The sequence below is a fragment of the Cohaesibacter marisflavi genome, from assembly GCF_900115225.1.
Classification (GTDB): Bacteria; Pseudomonadota; Alphaproteobacteria; order Rhizobiales; family Cohaesibacteraceae; genus Cohaesibacter; species Cohaesibacter marisflavi.
The window spans coordinates 169,007-195,612 of record NZ_FOVR01000005.1 but is presented as its reverse complement, the minus strand read 5'-3'; the positions used below and the strand labels follow the sequence as shown (position 1 = coordinate 195,612).

At 53.6% G+C, this 26,606-nt stretch carries 22 protein-coding genes; 21 read left to right on the top strand and 1 reads right to left on the bottom strand.

All coding sequences use genetic code 11. The features are described from left to right. Positions 1–160 precede the first annotated feature (160 nt). The 13 genes from BM258_RS12000 to BM258_RS11940 all read left to right on the top strand — a co-directional run bounded on the left by BM258_RS12000 (position 161) and on the right by BM258_RS11940 (position 14,809). Positions 161–2,950 (top strand): [protein-PII] uridylyltransferase, encoded by a 2,790-nt coding sequence (locus BM258_RS12000; protein ID WP_090072531.1) that lies wholly within the window; start codon positions 161–163, stop codon positions 2,948–2,950. Between the two features lie 137 nt (positions 2,951–3,087). Then, a complete protein-coding gene (murJ, locus tag BM258_RS11995; RefSeq protein ID WP_090072529.1) occupies positions 3,088–4,647 on the top strand; it encodes a murein biosynthesis integral membrane protein MurJ in 1,560 nt (519 codons plus the stop codon). A gap of 179 nt (positions 4,648–4,826) precedes the next feature. Next, positions 4,827–5,903 carry a tryptophan--tRNA ligase gene (gene trpS, locus BM258_RS11990; protein ID WP_090072527.1) on the top strand — a complete coding sequence of 359 codons (1,077 nt, stop codon included), beginning with the start codon at positions 4,827–4,829 and terminating at the stop codon, positions 5,901–5,903. A gap of 200 nt (positions 5,904–6,103) precedes the next feature. Continuing rightward, positions 6,104–6,604 (top strand): universal stress protein, encoded by a 501-nt coding sequence (locus BM258_RS11985; protein WP_090072526.1) that lies wholly within the window; start codon positions 6,104–6,106, stop codon positions 6,602–6,604. A 211-nt stretch (positions 6,605–6,815) separates the two neighbouring features. Then, complete coding sequence (locus tag BM258_RS11980) at positions 6,816–7,370, top strand: NifU family protein (RefSeq protein ID WP_090072524.1); 555 nt, start codon at positions 6,816–6,818, stop codon at positions 7,368–7,370. Positions 7,371–7,419: 49 nt separating this feature from the next. After that, positions 7,420–8,139, top strand: coding sequence for a tRNA (adenosine(37)-N6)-threonylcarbamoyltransferase complex dimerization subunit type 1 TsaB (tsaB, locus tag BM258_RS11975; protein WP_175528047.1), 720 nt, complete (start codon positions 7,420–7,422; stop codon positions 8,137–8,139). A gap of 145 nt (positions 8,140–8,284) precedes the next feature. Next, entirely contained in the window at positions 8,285–8,824 is a 540-nt protein-coding gene (gene rimI, locus BM258_RS11970; protein ID WP_090072520.1) for a ribosomal protein S18-alanine N-acetyltransferase, read from the top strand. After that, positions 8,821–9,252, top strand: coding sequence for a Fur family transcriptional regulator (locus BM258_RS11965; RefSeq protein ID WP_090072518.1), 432 nt, complete (start codon positions 8,821–8,823; stop codon positions 9,250–9,252). Before rimI ends, BM258_RS11965 begins: the two co-directional genes overlap by 4 nt. A 124-nt stretch (positions 9,253–9,376) precedes the next feature. Further along, on the top strand, positions 9,377–10,189 hold the full coding sequence (locus BM258_RS11960; protein ID WP_090072516.1) for a lyso-ornithine lipid O-acyltransferase: 813 nt from the start codon (positions 9,377–9,379) through the stop codon (positions 10,187–10,189). Positions 10,190–10,373: 184 nt separating this feature from the next. Beyond that, positions 10,374–11,738: a tRNA (N6-isopentenyl adenosine(37)-C2)-methylthiotransferase MiaB gene (gene miaB / locus BM258_RS11955; protein ID WP_090072710.1), complete on the top strand. Its 1,365-nt coding sequence runs from the start codon at positions 10,374–10,376 to the stop codon at positions 11,736–11,738. Positions 11,739–11,929: 191 nt separating this feature from the next. After that, on the top strand, positions 11,930–13,036 hold the full coding sequence (locus BM258_RS11950) for a PhoH family protein (protein ID WP_090072709.1): 1,107 nt from the start codon (positions 11,930–11,932) through the stop codon (positions 13,034–13,036). Positions 13,037–13,053: 17 nt separating this feature from the next. Then, positions 13,054–13,563, top strand: coding sequence for an rRNA maturation RNase YbeY (gene ybeY / locus BM258_RS11945; RefSeq protein ID WP_175528052.1), 510 nt, complete (start codon positions 13,054–13,056; stop codon positions 13,561–13,563). A 76-nt stretch (positions 13,564–13,639) separates the two neighbouring features. After that, positions 13,640–14,809, top strand: a complete 1,170-nt coding sequence (locus BM258_RS11940) for a transporter associated domain-containing protein (protein WP_090072512.1) — start codon at positions 13,640–13,642, stop codon at positions 14,807–14,809. Positions 14,810–15,033: 224 nt separating this feature from the next. Here the strand turns inward: BM258_RS11940 and irrA are convergent, their stop codons facing one another. Next, complete coding sequence (gene irrA / locus BM258_RS11935; RefSeq protein ID WP_280141766.1) at positions 15,034–15,462, bottom strand: iron response transcriptional regulator IrrA; 429 nt, start codon at positions 15,460–15,462, stop codon at positions 15,034–15,036. 616 nt (positions 15,463–16,078) lie between these two features. Between irrA and fabA the strand changes: the two genes are divergently transcribed. From fabA to metK, 8 genes are all read left to right on the top strand, one after another. Then, the gene (gene fabA, locus BM258_RS11930) at positions 16,079–16,588 is read left to right on the top strand and encodes a bifunctional 3-hydroxydecanoyl-ACP dehydratase/trans-2-decenoyl-ACP isomerase (RefSeq protein ID WP_090072510.1); all 510 of its coding nucleotides are present in this window, start codon (positions 16,079–16,081) and stop codon (positions 16,586–16,588) included. Positions 16,589–16,867: 279 nt separating this feature from the next. Next, positions 16,868–18,085 carry a beta-ketoacyl-ACP synthase I gene (gene fabB, locus BM258_RS11925; RefSeq protein WP_090072508.1) on the top strand — a complete coding sequence of 406 codons (1,218 nt, stop codon included), beginning with the start codon at positions 16,868–16,870 and terminating at the stop codon, positions 18,083–18,085. A 13-nt stretch (positions 18,086–18,098) separates the two neighbouring features. Then, on the top strand, positions 18,099–18,914 hold the full coding sequence (fabI, locus tag BM258_RS11920; protein ID WP_090072506.1) for an enoyl-ACP reductase FabI: 816 nt from the start codon (positions 18,099–18,101) through the stop codon (positions 18,912–18,914). Positions 18,915–19,151: 237 nt separating this feature from the next. Continuing rightward, entirely contained in the window at positions 19,152–20,684 is a 1,533-nt protein-coding gene (locus BM258_RS11915; protein ID WP_090072504.1) for a putative bifunctional diguanylate cyclase/phosphodiesterase, read from the top strand. A gap of 234 nt (positions 20,685–20,918) precedes the next feature. Further along, a complete protein-coding gene (locus BM258_RS11910; RefSeq protein ID WP_090072502.1) occupies positions 20,919–22,493 on the top strand; it encodes a putative bifunctional diguanylate cyclase/phosphodiesterase in 1,575 nt (524 codons plus the stop codon). 144 nt (positions 22,494–22,637) lie between these two features. Beyond that, on the top strand, positions 22,638–24,227 hold the full coding sequence (lnt, locus tag BM258_RS11905) for an apolipoprotein N-acyltransferase (RefSeq protein ID WP_090072500.1): 1,590 nt from the start codon (positions 22,638–22,640) through the stop codon (positions 24,225–24,227). Positions 24,228–24,405: 178 nt separating this feature from the next. After that, a complete protein-coding gene (locus BM258_RS11900) occupies positions 24,406–24,819 on the top strand; it encodes a helix-turn-helix domain-containing protein (protein WP_090072498.1) in 414 nt (137 codons plus the stop codon). Between the two features lie 481 nt (positions 24,820–25,300). After that, positions 25,301–26,473 (top strand): methionine adenosyltransferase, encoded by a 1,173-nt coding sequence (metK, locus tag BM258_RS11895; RefSeq protein ID WP_090072705.1) that lies wholly within the window; start codon positions 25,301–25,303, stop codon positions 26,471–26,473. Positions 26,474–26,606 lie beyond the last annotated feature (133 nt).

Here is a 26,606-nt window from a genome sequence, read left to right as displayed (position 1 = left end):
CAGACAGACGCATAAGTCCGGCTTTTCCCTGTATGCTCTCATTTGCGCTTCATTGCGCCTATATTATAGTAAATACAGAGATATTTTGGCCAATTTAACCAGAAATCAAATCTATTTGTGCCATGGATGCCGTTAGCGGAAAGAGACAAGGCGAAAAAACATGATCATTGCCCCCCAGAATGACGGTCTGATTGACTTTGATGCCACCAAGGCGAAACTGGAACAAATTGTTGTCGAGCATGGGGGAGATGTTTCCGACTTCAAGACAAGAGCCGAGATACTGCAGCTTTTCAAGGATGTCTTGCAGAAGGGGCGCGCCCGAGCAGAAACCCTGCTGAATGAAGATGGTCTTGGCATCCTGTGTGCCATTCGTCTCTCCTATCTGGAAGATCAGATCATCACGCTGATCTATCGCTTTGCCATTGAGCATGTCTATCCGGCTGAAAATCCTTCTTCTTCCGAGCATCTGTCCGTGGTGGCCGTGGGCGGCTATGGCCGCGCCACTCTTGCGCCCCATTCCGATATCGACCTTTTGTTTTTGCTACCCTACAAGCAGACGCCTTGGGGCGAGAGTGTCGTTGAATATATTCTCTATATGCTGTGGGATCTGGGCCAGAAGGTTGGCCATGCCACCCGCACGCTGAATGAGTGCGTGCGCCTGTCGCGCAGCGACATGACGATCCGCACCGCGATCCTTGAAGCCCGCTTCATTGATGGCGAGAAAAAGCTCTATGATGAGCTGATCGAGAAGTTCGACAAGGATGTGCTGCGCAACACTTCAGCCGAATTCATTGCGGCCAAGCTGGCCGAACGCGACGCCCGCCATAATCAGCAGGGCAATTCGCGCTATATGGTCGAACCCAATATCAAGGAAGGCAAAGGCGGCCTGCGCGATATCCAGACCCTGTTCTGGATCGGGCAATATGCCTATCGCGTGCGCCGCGCCCGCGCGCTGATCAAGGCGGGGGTTTTCACCGAAGAGGAATATAACCGCTTCAAGAAGGCCAACAACCATCTCTGGACCGTGCGCTGTCATTTGCATTTCTTGACAGATCGGCCGGAAGAGCGTCTCTCGTTCGATGTACAGCGCGAGCTTTCCACGCGCCTTGGCTATCGCAAGCGCCCCGGACAGAACGGGGTCGAACGCTTCATGAAGCATTATTTCCTTGTTGCCAAGGAAGTGGGCGAGATCACACGTATTTTCTGCTCGGCGTTGGAAGAGGATTTCGGACAATCCGCGCCGGGCATCAATCGCTTTTTTGCCGCCATTCCGATTCCTTCTCCGTTCAAGCGACGCAAGGTGCGCAATGCGGAAGGGTTCCTCATCGATCACGGGCGCATTTCCGTGGAGAGCGCGGAGACATTTACGTCAGATCCGCGCAATCTTCTCAAGATTTTCGAGTTGGCCGATCGGGAGAATGTGTCTTTCCATCCTGATGCCATGCAGGCCATTCATCGCAATCTGAATCTCATCGACAATGATCTGCGCAATGATCCCGAGGCCAATGCCATATTCCTGCGTATTCTTACCTCGCGCAATGACCCCGAAAGCATCCTGCGTCGCATGACCGAATCCGGCGTTCTGGGCAAGTTCATTCCCGAATTTGGTCGCATCGTCGCGATGATGCAATTCAACATGTATCACCATTATACGGTGGACGAGCATTTGTTGCGTGCAGTGGGCATCCTCTCGGAGATTGAAAAGCAGGAGCTGGGCGATGAACATCCGCTGGCCCATGATTTCGTGCTCGATATCAAAGACCGCCTTGTGCTTTATGTCGCGGTGTTCCTGCATGACATCGCCAAAGGCCGTCCGGAAAGCCACTCCACCGCTGGCGCCAAGGTGGCGCTGGAGCTTTGCCCGCGCCTGGGGCTGACCGAAGAACAGACCGAACAGGTTTCCTGGCTGGTGCTGGAACATTTGACCATGAGTCAGGTTTCCCAGTCGCGCGATCTCTCCGACCGCAAGACCATTCTCGACTTCTGCGCCGTGGTGCAAACCATGGAACAGATGCGCATGCTGCTGATTCTGACCATTGCCGATATCAAGGCCGTTGGGCCGGGTGTCTGGAACGGCTGGAAGGGACAATTGCTGCGCACGCTTTATTCTGAAGCCGAACCGATTTTGACTGGCGGCCATTCGCAGAAGAGCCGCGATGCGCGCGTCGCTGCCATGAAGGAGCGTGTCGCGTCGCGCCTCTCCGACTGGAATGCAGCCGACGTCGAAAATTACCTCAATCTGCATTACGAAGCCTATTGGTCGCGCACCGACGTGGACAGCGCGGTGGAACATGCCGAGTTGATCCGTCAGGCCGACAAGGAAAACCAGAAGGTCGCCACGGCCATCAAGCCTTACGAATTCGAAGGCATCACCGAAATCACGATACTGGCGCCAGACCATCCGCGCCTGCTGTCCATGATTGCTGGTGCCTGCGCCGCAGCGGGGGCCAATATTGTTGATGCCATGGTCTTCACCACCACTGACGGGCGAGCGCTGGATACCATCCTGATCAATCGCGAATTCGATGAAGATCGTGACGAACGCCGTCGGGCCAACCGGATCGTTGATCTGCTGGTGCAGGTGCTCAAGGGCGAAACCCGCCTGCCACCTCTGGTCAAACAGAAAGAAGGGCACAAGAAGCGCTTCAAGACCTTCCGGACCAAATCCAAGGTTTCCGTCAACAATGAGCTTTCCAACCGATCAACGGTTGTCGAGGTCGAAGGCATGGATCGCTCGGGGCTGCTATCCACCCTCACGCGAACCCTATCTGCGCTCAATCTCGATATCGCCTCGGCGCACATCACCACCTATGGTGAGCGCATTGTGGATGCTTTCTATGTGACAGACCTGACGGGGGCCAAAATCACCAACCCCGACCGCAAAAAAGCCATCGAAGAGCGCATGATGGAGGCCTTGACGGGCAAACCCAAGGAAGAGCCCAAGCGATAAATTCGTTTCATGGGCTCCTTGGGCTATCTGAAAACAAGCTGTTGCCAGCCCTAGGATTGGCATTGATTGTGCCCTCAAGCGCACTATAAGTGCTTTCGGCTGGCTCCTTTGTCAGCGGAATTGCGGAAGGATAAGGCATGTCGATGCTGAAGAATTTCGCCACCGTCGGGGTGGCAACGCTTGCAAGCCGTGCGTTGGGCTTTGTCAGGGATATACTGATCGCTGCCAGCCTCGGCTCGGGGCCTGTCGCCGATGCCTTCTTCGTGGCCTTCCGCCTGCCGAACCTGTTTCGCCGCCTCTTTGCCGAAGGGGCGTTCAACTCGGCCTTCATTCCCATTTTTGCAGGCTCCCTACAGGAAGACGGACCGCAGGGCGCGCGGCGCGTGGCCGAAGAAATTCTGGCTGGCCTGCTTTTTGTGCTACTGATCTTCACGGCGCTATCAGAGCTGGCCATGCCATGGATGATCCATATTCTGGCACCGGGCTTTAACGAAGATCCGAGCAAATTCGACCTAGCCGTTGTGCTGACGCGGATCACCTTTCCCTATCTTTTATGCATGTCGGTGATTGCCTTTCTTTCGGGCATTCTCAATTCCCTCGGCCGCTTTGCTGCAGCCGCCTTTGCGCCGGTATTGCTCAATGTGGTGCTGATTGGCACCCTTATGCTGATCCTGTTGGTCAAGGCGGAAAACGGAGCCACGGCCGGATATTTTCTGGCATGGGGTGTGTTTGTTGCCGGCTTTGTGCAGTTGGCCGCTCTTGTCTGGGCGCTCCTGCGCTCTGGCTTCGGTTTGCATCTACGCCGACCGGCCTATACGGCCAATGTCAAGAAACTGCTCAAACTGGGCGTTCCGGGCATCGTTGCGGGCGGGGTGACACAGCTCAATATCACCATCGGCACCATCATCGCGTCCTTTCAGGCGGGTGCGGTGTCCTATCTCTATTATGCCGACCGCATTTATCAGCTGCCGCTTGGTGTGGTGGGGATCGCCATCGGCGTAGTGCTGCTGCCGGACCTGACGCGCAAGGTCAGAGCGCAGAATGAAGCTGCGGTGGATCATGCCCAGAACCGGGCAATGGAATTTGCCATGTTCCTGACGCTGCCCGCAGCTGTCGCACTGGCCGTTGTGCCCGGACCGATCATCGAAGTGCTGTTCCAGCGCGGCCAGTTCACCGAGCATACCACCAGCATGACGTCCATGGCACTGGCAGCCTATGCTTTCGGCCTGCCCGCCTTCGTGCTCAACAAGGTGCTGTCGCCGGGCTTCTTTGCACGCGAAGATACCAAAACTCCAATGAAATTTGCCACCGTTGGCATGATTATCAATGTCGGTGGTTCACTTCTGCTGTTCCCCTTCTTCCAGCATGTGGGCATCGCCGTAGCCACAACGAGTGCTGGCTGGATCAACACGCTGCTGTTGGGCATCACGCTCTGGCGCAGAGGTCATTTTCATGCTGATGCTCTTCTGATCAAGCGCCTGATCATGTTTTCCCTTTCTTCCCTTATCATGGGTGGCGGGATTTACTGGCTAGCCGATTATCTCGCCCCCTGGTTCGACGCCCCGCTGCTGGCAACGCGGATCGGCGCGCTGGCAGCGCTCGTCGGTGCGGGGATGGCATTGTTTCTCATCGCCGCGATTGGCACTGGCGCCTTCTCTCTTTCCGAGTTCAAAAACCGCCTTCGCCGTAAAGGATGACGACAAAACGGTTATCGGTTGCAGGAATTGTCTTGCATCCGCCCTGCTCTTGTCCGATAACGCCCGAAGCCGCATTGGTCCCGCCGCGCTCATCTGACGTGGAATATGTGACAGTGCGGCGTCTTTTTAACCTCCCCCTCGCGCTTCCAACCGCCTGGGCAACATCACGAGGATTGATCATGGCCATTTTCGAGCCACGCGTTTTCTCCGGCATTCAGCCATCGGGCAACCTGCATCTGGGCAACTATCTTGGTGCCATCACTCGCTTTGTCGAGTTGCAGTCGTCCTACAATTGTATTTTCTCTGTCGTTGACATGCATGCAATCACCGTTACGCAAGACCCTGAAGGGTTGATGCGTCGCACCCGCGAAGTGACTGCAGGCTTTCTCGCTTCGGGCATCGACCCGGAGAAGCATATCGTGTTCAACCAGAGCCGTGTTTCCGCCCATGCCGAACTGGGCTGGATCTTCAACTGCGTGGCACGGATGGGCTGGCTCAACCGCATGACCCAGTTCAAGGATAAAGCAGGCAAGAACCGGGACAATGTGTCCACCGGACTGTTTGTTTATCCCAACCTGATGTCTGCCGATATTCTGGTTTACAAGGCCACGCATGTGCCAGTTGGTGAAGACCAGAAGCAGCATGTAGAACTGTGTCGCGACACCGCGCAGAAATTCAACGTCGATTATGCAGAGCGCATCGCTGCGCTGGGCTATGGCGTGGAGAATGTTGGTCGTAACGAGACAACCGATCCAGAACAGGTCTTCTTCCCGATGACCGAACCGCTGATCGGCGGCCCGGCACCGCGTGTGATGTCCCTGCGTGATGGTACCAAGAAGATGTCTTCTTCGGATGCATCGGACAAGGCACGCATCAACATGACCGATGATGCCGATGCGATTGCCCTCAAGATTCGCAAGGCCAAGACGGACCCCGAAGCGCTGCCAAGCGAGTTGGATGGTCTTACCGGCCGCGCCGAGGCTTCCAACCTTGTCGGCATCTATGCTGCACTCTCGGGCAAAAGCAAGGCTGACGTTCTGGGTGAGTTTGGCGGAGCGGAATTCTCCACCTTCAAACCGGCTCTTATCGATCTGTCGGTCAGCAAGCTGTCTCCGATTACCGACGAAATGCGTCGCTTGATGGACAATCCTGATCATATTGATGCCGTGTTGGCAAAGGGGGCCGAGAAGGCCGCCGTTATTGCCAATCCGGTCCTTAATCAGGTCAAGGATATCGTCGGCTTCATTCGCAGCTGACCGGACCATTTCAAATTCATTTCGGAACCGGAATTAAAATCTCATACACCCGGCAACCAGCGGATTGGTCGCCGGGTTGTTTTTTGCCGCAGAACTTGGTCTACTTACGCAATGGTCTTTGGGCGGGGTGTCCCTTAAAGGCTGGGTAGTTCGCAAAGGTGCCTCTTGCCCAAAGAGGCGCGACATGGCAGGGTCATTTCATGATTATGAAACGCACAATTCACGATGAAGGTCACACCCGAAAGTTTCTTGTCGTTGTCGACGACACGGAGGAATGTGACCGCGCCATAACCTATGCAACCTACCGGGCGGCTGCGACCGGCGGAGCATTGGTGATGATGGTGGCTATCGAGCTAGAACATTTCAATCATTGGCTCGGCGTGAAAGAAATCATGCTTGCCGAAGCCCATGAAGCCGCTCACGAGCGGCTGGCAGAATATAAAGAGCGCGTGGAAGAAATCGCTTCTGTACCCACTGAATGTGTTGTGCGTGATGGCAAGGTGGCTGAGCAGATTACGGCCCTGATCGAGGAAGACAAGGATATCGGCATTCTGGTATTGGCCGCCGCCGTTGGTTCCAAGGAAGGGCCTGGTCCGCTTGTTTCTTCCATTTCCAGTCAATCGGGCAAATCCTCGTTTCCCTTGCCGGTCACCATCGTGCCCGGCGATCTATCGGATGACGATATCAAGGCCATCTGTTAGAAATCAGGACCTCAGGCCGATAGAATGCCGGTCTTTGGCGCCAGCTTTTGACGCGCGCCTTGAAGATCGCGGTGAAACCCATATCTAAAGCAGAAATGCAGGACGACAGAAAAGTGTTGAACTTTTCGATTGTTCGCCGACCATAATAGCATATATGATGGGGAGCAGCGCATGAGAGTGATTGCGACGCCATGCTCCAAAAGGAAACCGTATGTTTATTCAGACCGAAGCGACCCCCAATCCCGCGACCCTGAAATTCCTTCCCGGTAAGGTTGTTCTGGAATCGGGCACCATGGATTTTCGTTCCGCCAGTGAAGCAACAGCCTCGCCTCTGGCCGAGAAGCTGTTTACGATCGATGGTGTGGAAGGCGTGTTTTTCGGGTTCGATTTTGTCTCCATTACCAAGGGCGATACCGATTGGCAGCACATCAAGCCGGCCATTCTAGGCGCTATCATGGAGCATTTTATGTCTGGCTCGCCGGTGATCAAGCAAGAGGAAGCCGAGCAGCTGGGCGGCGAAGATTTTGATGAAGCCGACGCCGATATCGTGGCAACGATCAAGGAATTGCTCGATACCCGCGTGCGCCCTGCTGTGTCTCAGGATGGTGGTGACATCACCTTCCACGGCTATCGCGACGGAGTGGTCTATCTGACCATGCGCGGTGCCTGCGCCGGATGCCCTTCGGCGACAGCCACACTGAAACATGGCATCGAGAATCTCTTGCGCCATTTCCTTCCTGACGTGCAGGAAGTCAAGCAGGTTTAATCCCGACCTGCTTCCCCCTTGAAAGACTAGACGGCGGATCTGAATTATCGTGACCCAAGAGCAAGAAATTTGTCTGGCGCTGGATACAGCGCTGGAGGCCTGTTCCGTTGGATTGGCGATCCGCGCCAATGGAAAAGTGACTCACTTTGAACGTTCCCTTGCTCTTGGCCGTGGCCATGCAGAGCATCTGATGGATGAGCTGCAGCTTTTGCTCAATGGGCAGGGGCTCGCCTATAAAGATCTCACCCGCATCGCCGCCACCGTTGGTCCGGGCAGCTTTACCGGTCTGCGCGTCGGGCTTGCCACGGCGCGTGCTCTGGCACTGGCGCTGGATATTCCCGTCATTGGCGCTTCAACGCTGATGGCTTTGGCTCTTGATGCGCAGGCCTCCGGCAAAAGGGGTACAATCGGCTGCTTTATCGACGCCCGTCGCAACCAGATTTACGGACAGTTCTTCACCCTTGGTGATGAATGCACCCCACCACAAGCCATCTCGGAAGCCGAAGCCAAAACGGCATACCAGTTTGCACAAGAGTGTACCGCATTCCCCGACCTGACCCTTATTGGCAATGGCGCTCCCCTTGTGATCGCCGCAGCACCGGGTGAAAAGCTTGAGAATGCGACCTTCCTTCCGGTTTCCTATCCACGCATGGCGGCACTTGCCCGTTGGGCGCTTGATGAACCCAAAGCGGCGACGCCTCCCGCTCCGCTGTATCTCCGGGCGCCAGACGCCAAGCCGCAGGCCTCAAAAGCCATCGCACACCAGTAATTTTGCCGTTTCTTCTACATTTAGGGGTCTGGAACCTATTGCATTCAAGTGGGAACATGGTGCATTGATTCCGCAAGGATAGTCTCCGCATTTGGCTCAAGTCGTCTGGTTCTTTCAGCCGTCGGCTTTGTTCGGGAGGGAAATCATGATTTTTCCGCTCAAAACGACATCTTTGGTCATGCCCGCCGCTTATGCGGACATTGCTGATTTGGCTGATATTCATAGCCGATGCTTTTCGCGCGGCTGGTCGGCAAGCGAGTTTCAGACCCTGCTGCAGGACAAGTTTGTAGAGGCGCTCGTGCTGCGCCGGAGCAATTTGCGCATCACGGACAAGCCCGTCGGCTTTGTGCTCGCTCGTTCTGTTCTGGATGAAGCGGAGATCCTGACCATTGCCGTGGACCCTGACCATCAAAAGACTGGTGGTGGCAAACAATTGATGCAGGAGATGATCCGGCATCTTTATGGCAATCGCGTTGCCAAGCTTTTTCTGGAAGTTGACGCAGGCAACAAAGCTGCATTATCCCTTTACGGTGGCTTTGGGTTCACTAAAGTGGGTGAACGAAAAGGCTATTACCACAATGATAACGGCGAAGCCTCAACGGCCTGGATCATGCAGATCGAACCATTGAGCAAGCGCCGTATATTGGGCACCCCGCAAGGTGAACAGAAGGCATCATCGCTATGACAGCAGACAAAAAGACGACCATTGAGGAATTGTGCGCCAAGTCTGGCATGCGAATGACCGAACAAAGGCGTATCATTGCCCGTGTTCTGGATAGTGCCATCGACCATCCTGATGTGGAGGAGCTGTATGCCCGTTCGGTCAAAATCGACAGCAATATTTCCATCTCCACCGTTTATCGCACCGTCAAGCTGTTTGAAGACAGTGGCATCATCGAACGCCATGATTTTCGTGATGGCCGCTCACGCTATGAAACCATCACCGAAGAGCATCATGACCATTTGATCGACCTGCGCACAGGCAAGGTGATCGAGTTTCGCGATGAAGAGATTGAGCGCCTGCAACAGGAAGTCGCCCGCCGCCTCGGTTTCAAGCTTGTTGATCACAGGCTTGAGCTCTATGGTGTGCCCATTGAAGAATCAGACAAATAGCTCTCTGACAATCGTCGGGACCAGACCTGATCCCAAGGTCGTCTGATCGAGGTTATGGAGCATGACAATTCCAAGGTCCCCATCAAGGCAATCAGGCTTGTCCGTATCGACGATACGGGCCAGCATGGCAATCACGCTTATCGCGCTTGTCGCTATCATCCTTATCCCCCTGCAATATCTGTCGGTAACACTCAATTTGCCAAGCAAACGCTGGATTCCGGTGTTGTTTCACCGCGTCAATTGTCTGGCTCTCGGCATTCACAAGACCATCAATGGAGCGCCCATTCGCGATGGCGCGGTGTTGATCACGGCCAATCACTGCTCTTGGACCGATATCGTGGTGCTGGGCAGTCTGCAGCCGTTATCCTTCATCGCCAAATCCGAAGTGGCCAGTTGGCCGATTTTCGGACTGTTTGCCAGGCTGCAGCGCTCGATTTTTGTCAACCGTACCAAGCGCTCGGCCACCGGAGCGGTCGCCAAAGAGATCGCACAACGCCTCAAGGAAGGCGACGCCATGGTCCTTTTTGCCGAGGGCACCTCGTCTGATGGCAACCGGGTGCTCCCCTTCCGCTCGGCCCTCATTGGCGCTGCAAAGGCGGCCATGACGTCTGAGCAGAATGGCCCTCAAGACGGAACCGGCCCGCAGCAGAAGGTCTGGATCCAGCCGCTTTCGATTGCCTACACAGCTCTGCATGGTGTGCCCATGGGGCGCCAGCATCGCCATATGGCCGCCTGGTATGGCGACATGGATCTGGTGCCGCATCTTTGGGCCTTGATGAAGGAAGGCGCATTGGATGTATCGCTCACCTATGGTGAACCGATCCTGTTTGACCCTTCGGTGGACCGCAAGGAAGCCGCCCATGCTGCCGAACGTTCTGTGCGCCAGACCATGCTGCATGACCTTCACCACTACACCAGCAAGCGTCGGCGCAAGTGACAGGTGATGTTCTTTGGCAACGGATTCCCTTTTTGCGACAGAAACCAGCTATTTTTTCGCCCTTTTCTCTTTGCAAAATAGGTAAAACGCGCTACAGCCTTTGCTCTGAAAATGGACTGACTGTCCTGTGCCCTATGTGCCCAAGAACGCTCCCTCAAACGAACGCGACCCGGACAAAGCCGATATGACTGCTTTTGAAGACAAGAAAGTCTTTGTGAAAACCTATGGCTGCCAGATGAATGTCTATGATTCCAACCGGATGATGGATAGTCTGGCGACCAAGGGATACAGCCCAACCGAAGCGATGGAAGATGCGGATCTGGTGATCCTCAACACCTGCCATATTCGCGAGAAGGCCGCAGAGAAGGTCTATTCCGAGCTTGGCCGCATTCGTCAGGTCAAGGAAAAGCGCGCCAAGGATGGCAAGGGCGAGATGAAAATCGGCATCGCCGGATGTGTTGCGCAGGCCGAGGGTCAGGAAATTATCCGCCGTGCGCCGGTGGTCGATCTGGTCGTGGGGCCTCAGGCCTATCACAAGCTGCCCGACCTGCTGGATAAGGCCAACCATGGTACTCGCGTGGTGGAGACAGATTTTCCGCTTGAAGACAAGTTTGCCGTGTTGCCAGACGCCCGCAAGGAAGTGACCCGCAAGCGCGGTGTCAGCTCTTTTCTGACGGTTCAAGAAGGGTGCGATAAATTCTGCAGCTTCTGTGTGGTGCCCTATACCCGTGGTGCGGAGGTTTCTCGCCCGGCAAGCCAGATTATTCATGAAGCGGAAAAGCTGGCCGCAGCCGGTGTGCGTGAAGTCACGCTGCTTGGGCAGAATGTCAACGCCTATCATGGAGAGAGCCCGGATGGGGGCGATTGGGGCCTTGGCGAGCTGCTGTTCCGGCTGGCTGAAATCGATGGTCTTGATCGGCTGCGCTACACCACCAGCCATCCGCGCGACATGGACGATACGTTGATGGCGGCGCACCGGGATCTCGATATTCTGATGCCTTATCTACATCTGCCTGTGCAGGCTGGATCGGACAAGGTGCTCAAGGCCATGAACCGCCAGCATACCTATGACGACTATGTGCGCCTGATCGATCGCATCCGCAGTGCCCGCCCGGATATCGCCCTCTCGGGTGATTTCATCGTTGGTTTTCCGGGCGAGACGGATGAAGATTTCGAGGAAACCATGCGCATCGTGCGCGAGGTGACCTACGCCTCGGCATACAGCTTCAAATATTCGCCCCGCCCGGGAACGCCGGCTGCGGACAGCGAAGACCAGATTGAAGAGGCCATCAAATCCGAGCGCCTTTATCGTCTGCAAGATCTGCTCGCCCAACAGCAGAAGGACTTCAATGCCTCCAAGGTCGGCACCGAGATGACGGTGCTGCTGGAACGCAAGGGTCGCGAGCCGGGACAGCTGGTTGGTAAATCGCCATGGCTGCAAGCTGTACAAGTTGATGCAGCAGAAGAATTGATTGGTGAAATTGTCACAGTTAAAGTGGATAATCTGGGAAGCAACAGCCTGTTCGGCACCATGATCGACCGGCCATGAAGGCATGGCCAAAAGATGCCGGACGGTTATCCGCCCAAATTCAAGTTGTTTGAAGGGATAAGCGTTTGAGCGATCAGCATCGCGATAAAAGCAAAAACCGCAAAGAAAACCGGAGCAAGCCTCAGAAGCATTCGGGTTTCAAGAAGAGCTGGGATCCTGCTGCGAGCCAGGCAACGACTGCAGCGTCAGATATGGGCCATATTGTTCTTTCCTATGATGACAATCGTCTGGCTGCCGATCTGTTTGGTGAATATGACCAGAATCTGGCCCGCATCGAACAGAAACTCGGCGTCGAGGCGATTGCACGCGGCAACCGAGTGACGATCAAAGGGCCGGGCGATCTGTGTGACGATGCCAAACGAGCGCTGGATTCGCTCTACTTCCGCCTTCAGGAAGGGGAAGTGATCGAGCAAGCCGACGTTGACGGGGCCATTCGCATGGCGCAAGCCTCCGACGAGCAACTGGTGCTGCCCGAAGTCATGCCCGAAAGAAACGAGTCAGCGGGGAAAATAAACTTTGCCCAGATTGCAACGCGCAAGAAAAAGCTGACGGCCCGCACCGCAACACAGGATGCCTATATCCGCGCCATGGATCGGGCTGACCTCATTTTCGGCACCGGCCCGGCAGGCACCGGCAAGACCTACCTGGCTGTTGCCTATGCGGCAGCTCTTCTGGAGCGCGGCGTGGTGGAGCGGATTATTCTTTCACGTCCGGCCGTGGAAGCGGGCGAGCGTCTGGGCTTCCTGCCCGGTGACATGAAGGAAAAGGTCGATCCCTATCTGCGTCCGCTTTATGATGCGCTGTATGACATGATGCCTTCGGACAAGGTCGAGCGAGAAATCGAAGCCAAGATCATCGAGATCGCCCCGCTTGCCTTTATGCGCGGGCGGACACTTTCCAATGCGGTGGTCATTCTGGACGAGGCGCAGAACACGACATCCATGCAGATGAAGATGTTCCTGACGCGCCTTGGTGAAAATTCCAAGATGATCATCACCGGTGACCCAAGCCAGATCGACTTGCCAAGCGGTGAACAGTCCGGACTGGTACAGGCCATGGAACTGCTGGCGGATATCCCCTCGATTGTGCGTGTGCAATTCACGGCGCAGGATGTGGTGCGTCATGAGCTGGTCGCCCGCATCGTCAATGCCTATGACGAGGATGCCCGCAGACGCGCCAAGGCGCGTCAGGTCCTGGGGCGTGAGCGCTTTCACAAGCGCGAAGTCGAGGAGCATCTAACAGCTGCCGATTACAATCCGGCAGCTCCCGAAGAGATCTATGACGAGGCAGAGGAATGAGCCATTTGTCTGCTTCGCTGCCAGACCTTGATAGGGATTTGCTGATTGAATCCGATCTCTGGCAGAGCCTTGAAGATCTGGAAGCCGTGATTGATCGCGCGCTTGCGGCAGGCCTTGCCTATGTCACCAAGGAGGAAGGCATTGCCTTCCTGCCAGAATGCGAGCTGTCGCTGGTCTTTACTGACGATGCGGCCATTCGCACACTCAATGCCGATCACAGAGGCAAGGACAAGGCCACCAACGTTTTGTCCTTTCCCATTGATGAAGAGGCAGACCCCTTTGGCCCGATGCTCGGCGACATTGTTTTCGCTTATGAAACCGTAGAGCGAGAATCCCGGGATTTGGGGGTTGAAATCCGTGATCACTTAACACATTTGTGTTTACATGGTTTTTTACATCTTCTGGGCTATGATCACATAGAGCCGGATGAAGCGGACAAGATGGAAAGCGTCGAAGTCGCCATTCTGGCCCAATTGGATTTGCCCAACCCTTATGAAGGCACAGTGCCTTTGGAGAGTCTGGACTGATCAGGCAAAGTGCCCGGCAGTCCGCATTTTGGAACAGGATTGATAGCGCAGCCAAGCACTCTGCGCCGGAACGAGAATGAACGACCCCGACCCTTCTTTATCTTCGCCGTCATCCAAGGCCGACAGGCCAGAAAGTGACGCTCAGGTCGACAACGGCGACGCTGAACCACACCAACCGAAATCGAACTGGTTTACCAGTTTGATCAAGGGCTGGATGTCAGGCTTGACCAATCCCTCGCTGCGTTCGCAGATGGAGGGCGCTCTCGCAGACGAAAACAGCAATGACCAGACCTTTTCTGCCGAAGAAAAGGCAATGCTACGCAACATTCTCGAACTGAGAGAGATGCGGGTCAGTGATGTGATGATTCCGCGAGCAGATATTGATGCCATCGAGGACGAAATCTCTCTGGGCACCCTGCTTGCGGTCTATCAGGATGTTGGCCATTCGCGTTTGCCGGTCTATCGGGAAACCCTCGATGATCCGGTGGGCATGGTCCATATCAAGGATGTTCTCTCTCTGCTGACGAAGGAATGCTGCATTCCCGAACCCTCGGAAAGCCCTGCTCTTGATTCCATGGAAGGCTCGCTGACGAGTGTCCATTTTGCCTCGGATGGAGAGATGTCGCTGGCCAATCTTCCCCGCACCCTGAGTAACATCAATCTGGATCGTCCTCTCAAGGATCTTGGCGTCATTCGCGATGTGCTGTTTGTTCCTCCGTCCATGCAGGCCATTGACCTAATGGCAACCATGAGGGCGGCACGCACACAGATGGCTCTTGTCATTGATGAATATGGCGGTACCGATGGTCTGGTGTCTCTGGAGGATATCGTCGAAACAGTGGTTGGCGATATCGAAGACGAGCATGATGATGAAGATGAAATCTTCATTGCAGGCGCTGGTCCCAATCTGTTCATTGCCGATGCAAAAGCCGAACTGGACGATGTCATCGAAGCAATCGGGACGGACTTGCCTCAGGATGATGAGTCCATGGAAGATGTCGATACGCTTGGCGGCTTCATCTTTACCCTGATTGGCCGCATTCCGGTGCGTGGCGAGCTTATTACCGTCAAGGAAGGGCTTGAATTCGAGATCATGGAGGCGGATCGTCGGCGCATCAGGCGGGTCAAAATCCGCCTCAAACCGATCAAGAAGCCTTTCAAGCGTGCTTTCTCCTTGCACAAGCCGTCGGACGCAGAGGAAGGCGAGCAGCCAGCCGAGCACAGAAATGATGCCGCAGCGGAATAGATGCGGCACTCAACCAACGATCCTACGCACCAGTGACTGAGGCATTCTGCCGCAAGGACAAATTGATCATGGATAAATGGTCATAAAGACCCTGTGAGCCCCTGTGAGAGCCCACGTGAGCAGATGAAGTTTATGCATACACATATGCATGCAAAATCAGTATTGGCACCACGCGATGGTGCCAAGCGGTCCTGTCGACAAGGATTTTCAAGAAAGCGTGCGGCTTAGTTCTGCTTCTGACGTAGGCGAACCACGACATCAACACGCGTGATTTCCATGTCGTCTGGAACTTCAGGCAGCTCGGATACGTGCAGTCCACCCGGTATATCGACAACCTTGCCCTCTTCTTCCATGTAGAAATGGTAGTGGTCAGACACATTCGTATCGAAATAGGTTTTTGTTCCCTCAACGGCAACTTCTCGCAGAAGCCCGGCTTCAGTGAACTGATGCAAGGTATTATAGACTGTTGCCAGAGAGACGGAGACATTGACCTTTTCGGCTTCTTCATGCAGGCGCTCGGCCGAAACATGTCGATCCCCTTTGGCAAACAAAAGCTCAGCAAGTGACAGTCTCTGACGCGTCGGGCGCAGGCCTGCCCCCACAAGCATATCCCGAGCAGATCGCTTATCGAATTTTTGCAGCTGTGAGGTCATGTCATTGGTCCTTGATATCCGTTCCATCTGATTGTCGATCTTCAGATCCCTACCCTTGGCGAAACCCAGTGCCACCGGCGGTCTCCCAAACAATCAGGTCGCATCTTGACTGATATAATTCTTTTTGCGCCCTTGGGCAAGGCAACTAGGGAAAATCGCATAGCAATCATAGCATATTGGCTAAGGTTTTTTAACATTTCCATTCATTTTATGAATATTTGAATGTCTGTTAGCTTGCGTGCACCCAAAGACGCTTCGTGCGTCCTTGATAGCGAGCAGGTGCGCGCAGAAGACGCCTTGAAAGCGCAGACATGACAATCTAAATGAAAAGGGATGATTCAGACCCTGATTTGTGCGGTGAACTCCCTTGATCCTGATTGGTCTGGAAGAGGCTTTGAAATGTGAACTTAATCGTTTGCACGCCTAGTGCTTGCGCAGAGAAAAGGCTATAAGCTTAGCACGAAAAGCAAGCTTGCATTCAATTTGGCAACGTAGGCACAAAGAAGGATCAATCAATCAAATTCAATTAATTGGATTTGTTGTGCAGATTCTGCAAGTATAGACTGTATCGCCCATCAAAGCGGGTGAAACATAGAAGGATAAGAGTGGAAACCGTATGGAACAGCGCCAATCCAGCTACACCTATGAAGAGATTCTGACCTGCAGCCGCGGAGAGATGTTCGGCCCTGGCAATCCGCAATTGCCGTTGCCGCCAATGCTGATGCTGGATCGGATTACACATATTTCCGAAGAAGGTGGTGAGCATAACAAAGGCATGATCCGCGCGGAATATGATATCAACCCCGAGCGGTGGTTCTTCGATTGCCATTTCGCCGGCGACCCGGTGATGCCTGGCTGCCTTGGTCTGGATGCCCTTTGGCAGATGACCGGTTTCTATCTGGGCTGGTTGGGCCTTGAAGGCAAGGGCCGCGCCATCTCTGTTGGTGAAATCAAGTTCTCCGGCATGATCACGCCAGACATCAAAACCGTTACATATGGCGTTGACTTCAAGCGCGTGATGAAGGGCCGTCTCAATCTCAGCATCGGTGATGGCTGGGTTAAAGCCGACGATAATGTGGTGTTCGTGGCTAAGGATTTGCGCGTCGGAGCCTTTAAGGACTCCTAAGCAGCGCCTTTAGCCAACAGGTACATGCTCTGGGCCGGGCAACTGTGGCAAGAAGGGCAGAAATGTCTGCGTGACCTTCTCCATGCCACTTTTCCGGCTCATTGAGCATTGAGAATTGGTTATTTCAGGGATCTTTAGAGAATAAGGTCTTTGAGAGATGTTGCAGCTTCTGAAAAGAACACCTATCAAGAGACTAATTCGGTCATATCGCTAGCAAAGACTTTCGCTGCGATATGATCTGGCAAATAGAGCCCCGACAATTACAGTGAGGCCCCGATTATGAGACGTGTAGTCATTTCCGGCTTGGGTATTGTTTCCTCCATCGGCAACGATGCCGAAGCCGTTACCGCATCCTTGCGTGATGCTAAATCTGGTATTTCCTTCTCTCAGGATTTTGCCGACCATGGATTCCGTAGCCATGTTTGGGGATGTCCAGACATTGACACTGCAGATCTGGTTGATCGTCGCGCCAAACGCTTCCTTTCCCGCGGCGGTGAATGGAACCATGTTGCCATGAAGCAGGCAATCGCAGATTCCGGCTTGGAAGAAAGCGATATAACCAACGAACGCACCGGCATCATCATGGGCTCTGGCGGCCCTTCGACACAGACCGTTGTGCAAGCTGCCGACATCACCCGCAAAAACGGCTCTCCGAAGCGCATCGGGCCATTCGCGGTGCCTAAGGCAATGTCTTCGACCGCATCGGCAACCCTTGCCACATGGTTTAAGATTCACGGTGTGAACTATTCCATTTCTTCTGCCTGCTCTACCTCTGCACACTGCATTGGTAATGCCTACGAACTGATCCAGATGGGCAAGCAGGACATCATCTTTGCCGGTGGCCATGAAGATCTGGACTGGAGCATGTCCAACCTATTCGACGCTATGGGCGCCATTTCTTCCAAGTATAATGATACGCCGGAAACCGCGTCACGCGCATTCGACGCGACCCGCGACGGCTTCGTGATTGCCGGTGGTGCCGGCGTGCTGGTTCTTGAAGAGCTGGAACATGCCAAGGCTCGCGGCGCCAAGATCTATGCCGAATTGGTAGGCTATGGCGCAACATCTGATGGCTATGACATGGTTGCTCCAAGCGGGGAAGGCGCAAAGCGTTGCATGCGGCAGGCAATGGCCACGGTTGATGCCAAAATCGATTACATCAACTGCCACGGCACGTCCACGCCAGTTGGTGACACCGCCGAGATTGGTGCGATTCGCGAAGTCTTTGGCGACGACCAGCCTAATATCGCATCAACCAAATCCCTGACCGGTCACTCTTTGGGTGCTGCAGGTGCACAGGAATCCATCTATTCTCTGCTTATGATGCAAGCCGGCTTTATCGGCGAATCCGCCCATATCACCGAGTTGGATCCGGAATGCGCCGATATGAACATCGTTCGCCAGCGCATTGACAAGCCAATTGACGTTGCCCTGTCCAACAGCTTCGGCTTTGGCGGAACCAATGCTTCGCTGATTTTCCAGCGCTATAACGGATAAGGGCTGCCAGCATATGAACGGTCTAATGGAAGGAAAACGCGGCCTGATCATGGGCGTCGCGAATGCCAGCTCAATTGCCTGGGGGATCTCCCAGGCGCTGCATGATCAAGGTGCCGAACTTGCTTTCACCTATCAGGGTGATGCCTTGGGCAAGCGGGTTAAGCCACTCGCAGAATCTGTCAATTCCGACTTCGTGATGCCTTGCGATGTGGAAGATCTCGATTCCGTTGATGCAGTCTTTGCGGCATTGAAAGAAAGATGGGGCAAAATCGACTTCATCGTGCATGCCATCGGTTTTTCAGACAAGAGCGAGCTGCGCGGTCGATATGCGGATACATCGCGGGACAATTTCTCCCGCACGATGGTTATTTCCTGCTTTTCCTTCACGGAAGCGGCCAAACGCGCTGCGGATCTCATGAGTGATGGCGGATCCATGCTCACGTTGACCTACGCCGGGTCCACCCGCGTCATGCCCAACTATAATGTCATGGGTGTCGCCAAGGCCGGGCTTGAAGCCTCAGTACGCTATCTGGCCAATGATTTCGGCCCGTCAGGCATTCGTGTGAATGCGATTTCCGCCGGTCCCGTACGGACATTGGCAGGCAACGGCATTGCCGACGCACGCCAGATGTATAGCTATCAACGCGACAACAGCCCGATGCGTGATGTTTGCACAATCGAGGATGTTGGCGGTGCGGCGCTCTACCTGCTTTCGGATCTTTCCAAAAAGGTGACCGGTCAGGTGCAATTCGTCGATTCGGGCTACAGTTGCATATCCATGCCAACGGTGGAAACGCTCGCGAAATTGGACAAGATCGACAAATCTTGATTTGCCAATATCTTAACGGCGAATATTGCGACAACTATTAAGAAGAGGGCATTGCCCTCTTTTTCTTTATCTTGATCGATGTGAATTATTTATAACTTCCATTTCCTTTCTGACAAAAGAATAGTTATTACCGGATCTGTATCTGTTCTAATAATAAATCGACATTTACTATAGGCGTTAGGCATGAATTAGCTTGTTTGATATATTATTTCAGGCAACTCGTGCTCTGGAGCTCTTATGATCGGCTTTTTTGGAAAATATGATCGTCTGTTCAGCAAGGAAATAGCAGCCCTTGCCGTCTTGATGGTGGCCAATTTTATTTGCGCTTTAACTGTTTCCATTATTTTCGACAATCAGGATCCGGAAACCCGATCCATGATTCAACTTGCAACGATTGCCTTTATTTCAATGCTGTCGTGCGTTGTCCTGATTCAGCTAAACAGCTCCCGGGTGGCCGCCGTGGAAGCAATGGATACTCTGGTCGCCAAGGATAAATTGACAGGGCTCGCCAATCGCGAGGCTTTTCAGAAAAATCTGGCCAATCGTGTGGAGAATGAAAAAAGCCAAGCCTTCATTCTTCTGCTTCTGGATATTGACCGGTTCAAGGAGTTGAATGCCTTTCTGGGTTACAGCTCTGCCGACCAGCTTTTGCAGCAGTTTGCGACACGCCTTGCGCAATTGGCGAAGACCGATGCCGATGCAGCCCGCATAGGTGGCGACGAGTTTGCCCTGATCGTGCCCTATGATGGCAGCAGCGACAGCCTGAAAACCAAGGTGCGCGATATCTTTGAAGCGCTCTACAAGCCCTATCTGTGCCACAAGCAATCGGTCGACATGACCGTTTCTATGGGCACCACCCTGTTTCCTGAGGATGGCAAAGACCCCGAAGGACTGAACCAGAATGCCTATTTCGCGCTTCAGCGTGCGAAAAAGGAAGGCCATAACAGGGTTTGTTGCTATGACGAAGTCGCCGATTCCAAAATGATGGATTACCATTATCTATCGCAGGACATGGATCGAGCCTTGCAGGAGGGCGAATTTGTCCTCTACTTCCAACCGCAATTCAGCTTTGCGACTGGCAAGCAGACAGGCTTTGAAGCCCTCGTGCGTTGGGCCCACAAGGATCGCGGCGTGATTTCGCCCAACATATTCATTCCCATTGCCGAGCAGAATGGCCTGATTATCCCGATTTCGGAATTTGTTCTGCGCAAAGCCTGCCAAGTGGCCAGTAAATGGGAAACACCGCTCAAGGTGGCTGTAAACCTGTCTCCCATTCAAATGCGTCAATGTGCCATTTCAGATCTGGTGACCGAAACTCTGCTTGAAACCGGACTAGATCCGAAAAGGCTGGAGTTGGAGGTCACTGAGAGCTTGTTTATCGACATCAATGATGAAATCTCCGCCGATCTTCTTCTTTTGCAACGGCGCGGCATTTCCATTGCCCTGGATGACTTCGGAACGGGCTATTCATCCCTAGCCTATCTGACCAGCTTTCCTTTCGACAAAATCAAGATTGATCGCTCCTTTGTACAGAATCTTGCCAACGACGACAGTTCGATGGCCATCATTTCTGCCGTGATCGGTATGGGAAAAAGCCTGAATATGCAGATTACCGCTGAGGGAATCGAAGACAAACGGGCTTATGAAATCCTGCGGCTTGCCGGTGTGGATCAGGCTCAGGGCTTCTTGCTCGGAGAACCAAGGGATATCGAAGCAGAACCGGAGCAGACAACACAGACGCCCTTGTTGCCACGTTTTGAGGTGGCCTGACGCTTACGCACCTCGGAGAATTGCGGCAAGTCTATCTATAGACATGCATGGCCATTATACCCGAGCATCCCTCCTTTCTATTATAAAAATCTCTGGATTCGGGATTTCTATTTGCGTTGCACAGATTACTTTAGCTTCGATTTAGTGGAGGTTTTCATTAACCATCAATGTTCCGATTTTCTTCAGGAATATACTGTATTGTTCAGGTCAGGCTTGGCTAAAAAGAGCAGTTAGATGCAAGACCCGTCGACCAAATACAAACTGATCGACTCCGATTTAGGGGCGCCTCGTAAATTCTTTGTGCTTTTGGGCTTGCTGGTCCTGGCGCTGGTTTTGTCTCATCATACCAGCCCCTTCATACGGCAGCTTCCCATTCTGACGCTGACCCTTCTGGTTGGCTATTATTTTCTGTTTCTCAATAGCAAGCAGAAGCGCAGACGTGAAACGCTGCGCAGCATGATCGAAGAGCTTAAATCCCGGGACAATCTGACAGGGCTTTCCAACCGACAGCTCTTCCTCTCTTCGGTCTATCAGCGCCTGAAATCTGCTGAGCATCAGAACACGCCCTTCGCGCTGCTTCTCATAGATATTGACCGGTTCAAAGAGCTGGACACCATTCTGGGCACTGAAAACGGAGATTTGCTGCTGCAGGAATTCGCGCAGCGCCTGTCCCACTTTCAGCAAAACAAAGCGATGGTTGCCCGCCTGTCCGGCAATGAATTTGCCATTATTATCGATCAGTTGGGAACCAGTGCGACATTCGAGCAACGCATTCAGATCCTGCATTCCTATCTCAAGCAGCCCTATCGCTTCAATGGTCGCCCGATCGACATTACGGTCTCTGGTGGCTATATCCAGTTTCCGCATCATGGCTACAGGGTCAGTGTGCTGTTACAGCAGGCCAAACTGGCCCTGCTGCGCGCAAAACAGGAAGGGCGCAACCAGATCTGCTGCTTTGAGCAGCGTCAAGATGTGCGCGCTCACATGGACCATGAGCTGTCTCAGGAGATGGGCAAGTCGATTGCTCTTGGCGAATTCAAGCTTCATTTCCAGCCGCAATTCAGCATTATGAGCGGCAAACAGACCGGCTTTGAGGCCCTGATGCGCTGGGATCATCCTGTGCGCGGCTGGATCTCGCCGGGCACCTTCATCCAGATCGCCGAGCGTAATGGCCTGATCCTGCCGCTCTCTGAATTTGCCCTGCGGGAAGCCTGCACAACAGCTGCCCAATGGACTCAGCCCCTACGGGTTGCTGTCAATCTGTCTCCCATCCAGTTCAAAAAGATCGATCTGGTACCTATGGTGGAGAGTATTCTCAAAGAAACCGGCCTGCCAGCCCACAGACTGGAGCTGGAGGTTACCGAAAGTCTGTTCATTCAGAGCAACCAACGGACCATCGAGACCCTCAAGCAGCTGCGGACCATGGGAATCACCATTGCGCTGGATGATTTCGGAACTGGCTATTCTTCCTTGAGCTATCTGTCATCCTTCCCAATTGACAAGATCAAGATCGACCGCTCCTTCGTGCGCGACCTGGCCAATAGCCACGGCAACATGGCCATCATTTCCGCCATGATCGGCATCGGTCGCAGTCTTGATATCGAAGTGCTGGCAGAAGGCATTGAAGACAAGGAAACGCTTGAGATGCTGCGCGTGGCAGGCTGTCAGGAAGCCCAAGGCTATTATCTGGGGCGTCCGCGCGATTTGGCCGCCGAGCCGGGTTTCGAGATGTCGCAGCCAGCGCTGGACGACATCGCTGAAAAGGCCAAAGCCCTCAAATTGATCAAGAATCCATCCATGTGTGCGTGAATACTGGCCTGTACTGATAAGCTTTCGGGGCGCAATCTTGCGCATTTTCGCGCCTGCGGGCATATTATTGCTTTGAATGAGGCCACCGACTCCTATACCAATGGGCCAACTATTTTGTGATTCTTTGTCAAACGGCCCATTTTCATGGCGTTTCTCATTTCCAATCTTGTTTTGCTGGATGGTTGGCGACGCCTGCTGGTCGCTTTCCTTGCTGGATGCCTGGCGAGCTTGGCGCAAGCGCCTGTTAGCTGGTTCCCGCTGCTTTGGCTCTGTGTTCCCGTTTTTATCTGGCTGCTGGATTCCGCTTCGCTGGGCAAAGGCGCGAAAATGGCCGCCCGCTCCATGGCTCTTGTGGGCTGGGTGTTCGGGCTGGGCTTCTTTCTTTGTACCTTTTATTGGATTGGTGCAGCTTTCCTCGTGGAAGCAGACAAATTTGCAGTCCTGATGCCCTTTGCCCTGTTTTTCTTTGCGGCCGGACTGGCCCTCTTCTGGGCTGCCGCCTGTGGTCTTGTTTCTCCGCTGTGGTCATCATCGCCCATGCGGATCATATGGCTGGCTCTGGTCTGGGCAGCGCTAGAGTGGCTACGTGGCACGATTTTCACCGGCTTGCCATGGGGCGGTCTAGGGCAGGCGCTGACATCCACCACTGTCATGATGCAGGCGCTCTCGCTCGTCGGCCCCCAAAGCATGGGGTTGATTGCCCCCATTATCTTCGCACTGCCGGTCTTTTTCTTCACCGAAGCCTCTTCACGCAAAACCGGTTACCGGCTGGCCTCCATAGCTGTGCTTTTGTTCGTAAGCCAAGGGGCATTCGGCTTTTATCGCCTGGGTCAGCCCCTGCCCAAGCCAGCCGCCCCTGTGACCGTGCGTATCGTGCAGCCGAATATTATGCAGCGGGAAAAATGGAAACTGGAGAATCGTTCCTGGATTTTCAGCCGCCTTCTCGCCTTAACGACTTTGGATCGCGATGGGTATCCTGTTGAAAAAGTCGACCTTTTTGTCTGGCCAGAAACAGCCATTCCTTTCTATCTGATCGAACAACCTGCCGGGCTGGCAGCGATTGCCGACGCTCTGCCGGACAAGGCCACATTACTGACCGGCGCTCTTAGACGAGAGGTAAATTTTACCAATAGCGAACAAGTTTACAATTCCATCTATCAGCTCTCCGGCGACGGAACCATCATGGCCTCGTATGACAAGATACATCTTGTCCCGTTTGGCGAATATTTGCCCAAAGAGCGTTGGTTGCGTGCCATCGGGCTTAAACACCTAGCCGCGCAACTTTCCGGTTTTTCGTCTGGTACGAAAAGAAAACTGCTGGGTGGTGATAATCTGGGAAAAATTCTACCCCTGATTTGCTATGAAATAGCATTTCCAAGCGAAATTCTTTCCTATCCAGCAGGGGCAAACATGATTGTAAATGTCACCAACGATGCATGGTTTGGTCTGACTACGGGTCCTTGGCAGCATCTGCATCTGGCACAGATGCGGGCCGTTGAAACCGGCCTACCGGTTATTCGTTCCGCAAATACAGGTATTTCAGCGGTTATTGATCCCTTCGGCAGACTGGTTGCAGAACAGGATCTTGGTACCGATGGTTTGGTCCAGGACATCGTGCCGGCGAGGCTGTCTTCGACCCTCTATAGCCGCTTTGGTGATAGCCTCTTTCTTTTCTTATGGTTGCTGACCGGTGGTCTTACATTAATCAAAACGAGAAAATCGAAATTCCGCTAATTGTAATAATTGACATATAGCGCTAATACACGGCACTATTGTAAAATCCTGTTCTCTATAGCCAAAGGCGCAAACGGTTTACGGGAAAAACGCAGGCAGCGGAACCTGCAATATAACCAGATCGACGTGCAAAAAATTTGTCATACAGAACAACACGTCAAACAAAAAAGAGAGCCAAATGGCCAGTAAAAAAGCACCGAACCCAATCGATGTCTATGTTGGAAGTCGTGTCCGACTTCGTCGTATGATGCTTTCTATGAGCCAAGAAAAACTTGGAGAGCATCTGGGCATTACATTCCAGCAGATTCAGAAATACGAAAAAGGTACCAACCGGATTGGTGCCAGCCGTTTGCAGCATATTGCAACCGTGCTGGAAGTTCCGGTCTCCTTTTTCTTCGAAGATGCCCCAGGTACCCCCCAAGAAGCTCAGGGCCTCGCCGAATCCAAGTCGGAGAACTATGTCATCGACTTCCTATCCTCTTCAGAAGGCCTTCAATTGAACCGTGCCTTCGTACAGATCAAGGACCAGAAAGTGCGACGCAAGATCGTTGAGCTGGTACGCGAGATCTCTGGAGAGGGGGCGGAAAGCTAATTCCGGTTTGCTTCACTCATGTGCGGCATACCTGCTTTCTAGCAAAAGGCGGTTGGGAACCTGGTTTCTGGCCGCCTTTTCATTTCATGATCTGCTCTTTGATGCAAAGCGCTGTATGGCAAGACATGGCGCGCTGTCGGAAAGATTCGTAATTTTACCCATGTCAGAGTGCCTTCGGATTTTTGTCTTACCATATTCCATTACCCACCCAGAGATTGTATTTAACTGAAGACACTCTCTAACCTGAACGTCAGAAATAGCGATTCTTCAAAACACCGCCAAACGAGCGGCCTCTGCGTTGGAGAGGCAGTTTGGCATTCAGGGCATGAAATTTCACACTTTTGTTTCGAGCATTCTTTCAATGATTTCCCATGCGAGAATGCAGGATTTAGTAACCGGCAATTTCGCTTTGGATTGCGTCAGGTTTCTCAATGTGATAACGACATGCAGAACCCTTTATATCACAGAAAAAGACATTCCCATGGCCCGCAAAGAATATCTGTTTACCAGTGAGTCCGTATCCGAAGGACATCCGGACAAGATCTGTGACCGTATCTCCGACGCAATTGTCGACGCCTTTATCAAGGCCGACCCGCACGCGCGTTGCGCTGTGGAGACCATGGCCACAACCAACAAGGTTGTTCTTGCAGGCGAGGTCAGGGGACCTGCTGAAGTTGATAGCCATATCATGGAAAAGGCTGCGCGCCGCGTGATCAGGGAGATCGGCTATGAGCAGGACGGTTTCCATTGGGAAAAAGCCGATATCGACATCTATGTGCATGAGCAGTCAGCCGACATCGCTCAGGGCGTTGATGAAGCAGATGGCAAAGATGAAGGCGCTGGCGATCAGGGCATCATGTTCGGTTATGCCGTCAATGAAACGCCTGAATTGATGCCTGCCCCGATTCTCTATGCCCACAAGATCCTGCGTCTGATCGCCGAAGCCCGCCATGCCGGCACGGAAGCCCGCCTGGGGCCGGATGCGAAAAGCCAGCTCACATTGCGCTATGTCGATGGCAAGCCGGTAGAAGTGGCTTCTCTGGTGCTTTCCACGCAGCATTTTGACGGCAGCCTCACCTCTGCCGATATCCGCGAGATCGTAACGCCCTATATTACGGCGGCTCTGCCGGAGGGGTGGCTGACCGACAAGACCATCTGGCATGTGAACCCGACCGGTAAGTTCGTCATTGGCGGACCGGATGGAGATGCGGGCCTAACGGGCCGCAAGATCATCGTTGACACCTATGGTGGCGCTGCGCCCCATGGTGGTGGTGCCTTCTCGGGCAAAGACCCGACCAAGGTGGACCGTTCTGCAGCCTATGTTTCGCGCTATCTGGCAAAGAATGTGGTTGCTGCCGGGTATGCTGAAAAGTGCTCCATCCAGCTGGCCTATGCCATCGGCGTTTCGGAACCTCTTTCGCTCTATGTCGATACCTATGGCACCGGCTCGGTGCGGGATTCGGTTATCGAAAAGGCCCTTTGGGACATTGTACCCCTGACACCACGTGGCATCCGCACCCATCTTGGCCTCAACAAGCCAATCTATGAGCGCACCGCTGCTTATGGCCATTTTGGCCGTGAACCGGACGCTGACGGTGGTTTTTCTTGGGAAAAAACCGATATTGTCGACTCCTTGCACAAGGCAATCGGCTAAAGAAGACACGCTTTGCGCATAAACAAGATCGACCTTGTTTTGGCCTGCCCGAACAATCGCGTTGCTTGAAACGCAGTTTGGTTCGCGTGGGCCAAACTGTTATTATGAACGCAAAGCCTTTTGCTTTCAGTTC

Excerpts from the sequence above, each read along its gene's own strand:
- BM258_RS11900 (WP_090072498.1), top strand. The coding sequence starts at position 24,406 with ATGGCCAGTAAAAAAGCACCGAACCCAATCGATGTCTATGTTGGAAGT.
- miaB (WP_090072710.1), top strand. The coding sequence starts at position 10,374 with ATGACTGCTTTTGAAGACAAGAAAGTCTTTGTGAAAACCTATGGCTGC.
- BM258_RS11965 (WP_090072518.1), top strand. The coding sequence starts at position 8,821 with ATGACAGCAGACAAAAAGACGACCATTGAGGAATTGTGCGCCAAGTCT.
- BM258_RS11915 (WP_090072504.1), top strand. The coding sequence starts at position 19,152 with ATGATCGGCTTTTTTGGAAAATATGATCGTCTGTTCAGCAAGGAAATA.
- BM258_RS11985 (WP_090072526.1), top strand. The coding sequence starts at position 6,104 with ATGATTATGAAACGCACAATTCACGATGAAGGTCACACCCGAAAGTTT.
- BM258_RS11910 (WP_090072502.1), top strand. The coding sequence starts at position 20,919 with ATGCAAGACCCGTCGACCAAATACAAACTGATCGACTCCGATTTAGGG.
- lnt (WP_090072500.1), top strand. The coding sequence starts at position 22,638 with ATGGCGTTTCTCATTTCCAATCTTGTTTTGCTGGATGGTTGGCGACGC.
- murJ (WP_090072529.1), top strand. The coding sequence starts at position 3,088 with ATGTCGATGCTGAAGAATTTCGCCACCGTCGGGGTGGCAACGCTTGCA.
- fabI (WP_090072506.1), top strand. The coding sequence starts at position 18,099 with ATGAACGGTCTAATGGAAGGAAAACGCGGCCTGATCATGGGCGTCGCG.
- irrA (WP_280141766.1), bottom strand. The coding sequence starts at position 15,462 with ATGACCTCACAGCTGCAAAAATTCGATAAGCGATCTGCTCGGGATATG.
- fabA (WP_090072510.1), top strand. The coding sequence starts at position 16,079 with ATGGAACAGCGCCAATCCAGCTACACCTATGAAGAGATTCTGACCTGC.
- BM258_RS11980 (WP_090072524.1), top strand. The coding sequence starts at position 6,816 with ATGTTTATTCAGACCGAAGCGACCCCCAATCCCGCGACCCTGAAATTC.
- rimI (WP_090072520.1), top strand. The coding sequence starts at position 8,285 with ATGATTTTTCCGCTCAAAACGACATCTTTGGTCATGCCCGCCGCTTAT.
- BM258_RS12000 (WP_090072531.1), top strand. The coding sequence starts at position 161 with ATGATCATTGCCCCCCAGAATGACGGTCTGATTGACTTTGATGCCACC.
- BM258_RS11940 (WP_090072512.1), top strand. The coding sequence starts at position 13,640 with ATGAACGACCCCGACCCTTCTTTATCTTCGCCGTCATCCAAGGCCGAC.
- BM258_RS11960 (WP_090072516.1), top strand. The coding sequence starts at position 9,377 with ATGGCAATCACGCTTATCGCGCTTGTCGCTATCATCCTTATCCCCCTG.
- fabB (WP_090072508.1), top strand. The coding sequence starts at position 16,868 with ATGAGACGTGTAGTCATTTCCGGCTTGGGTATTGTTTCCTCCATCGGC.
- trpS (WP_090072527.1), top strand. The coding sequence starts at position 4,827 with ATGGCCATTTTCGAGCCACGCGTTTTCTCCGGCATTCAGCCATCGGGC.
- metK (WP_090072705.1), top strand. The coding sequence starts at position 25,301 with ATGGCCCGCAAAGAATATCTGTTTACCAGTGAGTCCGTATCCGAAGGA.
- BM258_RS11950 (WP_090072709.1), top strand. The coding sequence starts at position 11,930 with ATGGGCCATATTGTTCTTTCCTATGATGACAATCGTCTGGCTGCCGAT.